This window comes from Mycobacterium sp. (assembly GCF_049281135.1).
Taxonomy (GTDB): domain Bacteria; phylum Actinomycetota; class Actinomycetes; order Mycobacteriales; family Mycobacteriaceae; genus Mycobacterium.
In genome coordinates this window covers 1-2,595 of sequence record NZ_JBAPRN010000311.1, presented here as the reverse complement: position 1 = coordinate 2,595, position 2,595 = coordinate 1, and the positions used below count along the sequence as shown (strand labels likewise).

Here is a 2,595-nt window from a genome sequence, read left to right as displayed (position 1 = left end):
GCCTGATGGTGCCCCACGGAGGTGGCTCATGAGACGCGCTCGTTTGCGCCGCGTGGTGACGACTCTGGCGACACTCGTCGTCTTGGCCGGGATATCCGGCTGCGGCTGGCGCGGGCTCAATTCGCTGCCGCTGCCCGGCACCCAGGGCACCGGTCCAGGCTCGTTCGTGATTCAGGCGCAAATGCCGGATGTCAACAACATTCAGCCGAACTCGCGGGTGCGGGTCGCAGACGTCACGGTCGGGCATGTGACAAAAATCGAACGTCAGGGCTGGCATGCGCTGCTGACGATGCAGCTCAACGGGGACGTCGACCTTCCCGCCAATGCGACCGCGAAGATCGGCACGACCAGCCTGCTGGGTTCGCAGCACATCGAGCTGGTGCCACCCACACACGAAGCGCCGGAAGGCAAGCTGCGCAACGGCTCACTGATTTCGTTGTCACACGGCGGCGCCTACCCGACCACCGAACAGACGCTGGCGGCGTTGTCGATGGTGCTGAACGGCGGCGGGATCAGCCAAGTACAGGACATCACCGAGGCGTTGAGCACCGCGTTCCGCGGCCGCGAGCAAGATTTGCGAAGCCTGATCGGACAACTGAACAAATTCACCGCGTACCTCAACGACCAGAAGGGTGACATCATCGCAGCCGCCGAGAAGCTCAACCACCTCGTCGGCAAGTTCGCCGCTCAGCAGCCCGTGCTGGACCGGGCCATCAAGACCATTCCCGACGCGCTCACAGTGCTCAACAAGGAGCGAGACGACCTGGTCGATGCGGCCGACCAGTTGGGCAAATTCGGCGCCCTGACCGCCGACACGGTCAACAAAACCAAAGAAAACCTGGTCAAGGAGTTAAAGGAAGTCGGACCGGTGTTGGAGTCGCTCGCCAACGCTGGCCCCAGCCTGACACGATCGCTGAGCCTGATTCCCACCTTCCCATTTCCGAACGAAACGTTTGAAAACTTCATGCGTGGTGAGCACAACAACCTGACGGCGATCATCGACCTGACGCTCAGCCGCATCGACGCGGGACTATTCACCGGCACGAAGTGGGCGTGCGATCTGACCGAGCTAGAGCTGCAGTGGGGCCGCACCGTCGGCCAGTACCCCAGCCCGTGCCTAGCGGGCGGCCCGTTCAACCCGGGCAATCCGCTCACGATCCCGTACCACTGGGACCAGGGGCCCTAGATGCACCTACACAGACGAGTCAAGATTCAGCTAGTGGTCCTTACCGTGATCGCGCTATTCGCCTTGACGGTGATGTCGCTGCACTTCGTGAAACTGCCCGCCATGCTGTTCGGCGTTGGCCGGTACACGGTGAAGATGGAACTGCCGCAATCCGGCGGGCTGTATGAGACCGGCAACGTGACTTATCGCGGGACCGAAGTAGGCCGGGTGCAGTCGGTGCACCTAACCAACGCCGGCGTCGAAGCGGTGCTGTCACTGAAATCCGGCATTCACATCCCGAGAGACCTCAAAGCCGAGGTGCACAGTCAATCGGCGGTCGGCGAATCGTATGTCGAGTTGCTGCCCCGCAACGGCACCTCGTCGCCACTCAAGGACGGCGATGTGATTCCGCTGACCGACACCTCCGTACCGCCCGACATCAATAACTTGCTCAGTGCCGCCAACACGGCTCTGCACGCGATACCTCACGACAACCTGAAGACCGTTATTGACGAGTCGTACACGGCCGTGGGCGGGCTCGGTCCCGAGCTGTCCCGCATTGTCAAGGGCGGGTCGAACCTTTCGATCGACGCGCGCAAGAATCTCGACCCGCTGATTGCGCTGATCGACAATTGGCAGCCGGTAGCCAATTCCCAAATCCAGACGTCTAATGCGATAGCGGCGTGGGCATCGAATTTGGCCACGGTGACCAGCGAATTGCAGACCCACAACGAGGCCGTCGCCACCCTCATCGACAAGGGCGGCCCTGGGTTGGCAGAGACACGCCAACTTCTCGAGCGGCTGCAACCCACCCTGCCGATTCTGATGGCCAACCTGAACAGCGTCAGCCAGGTCGCGCTCACCTACCAAAACGACATCGAATCGCTGCTGGTGATCTTCCCCGAATCCATCCAAGCCGAACAGGCCGGCATCTTGGGGAACCTGAACACCAAGCAGGCTTATCGAGGCCAATACCTCAGCTTCAACCTCAACCTCAACGTGCCGCCGCCATGTACCACTGGGTTCTTGCCGGCCCAGCAGCAGCGGGTGGCCACGTTCGAGGACTATCCGGAACGGCCCGCCGGCGACCTGTACTGCAGGGTCCCGCAGGACTCGCCCATCACCGCCGTGCGCGGCGCCCGCAACATCCCGTGCGAAACCAGACCTGGCAAACGCGCACCGACGGTGAAGATGTGCGAAAGCGACGAACAGTATGTGCCGCTCAACGACGGCTGGAATTGGAAAGGCGATCCCAACGCCACCTACACCGGCCAGGACATCCCGCAAATGCCGCCCGGGTCGCGACCGCAAGCAGGGCCGGCTCCAACGGCTCCGCCACCGCCGGTGGCCGCCGCCCAGTACAACCCGGCCACCGGCACGTATCTCGGGCCGGACGGGCGTGAGTACACCCGATCCGATCTGGCGAACAC

2 protein-coding genes are annotated in these 2,595 nt (G+C 62.7%); both read left to right on the top strand.

Annotated features, from left to right (window positions below; all coding sequences use genetic code 11):
* Positions 1–28 precede the first annotated feature (28 nt).
* Entirely contained in the window at positions 29–1,186 is a 1,158-nt protein-coding gene (locus WAN02_RS12645; protein ID WP_422264515.1) for a virulence factor Mce family protein, read from the top strand.
* The coding region (locus WAN02_RS12640) for an MCE family protein (RefSeq protein ID WP_422264514.1) at positions 1,187–2,595 on the top strand (1,409 nt) is incomplete at its 3' end.

Bases quoted from the DNA above. Each gene is read 5' to 3' on its own strand.
- WAN02_RS12645 (WP_422264515.1), top strand. From the start codon at position 29: ATGAGACGCGCTCGTTTGCGCCGCGTGGTGACGACTCTGGCGACACTC.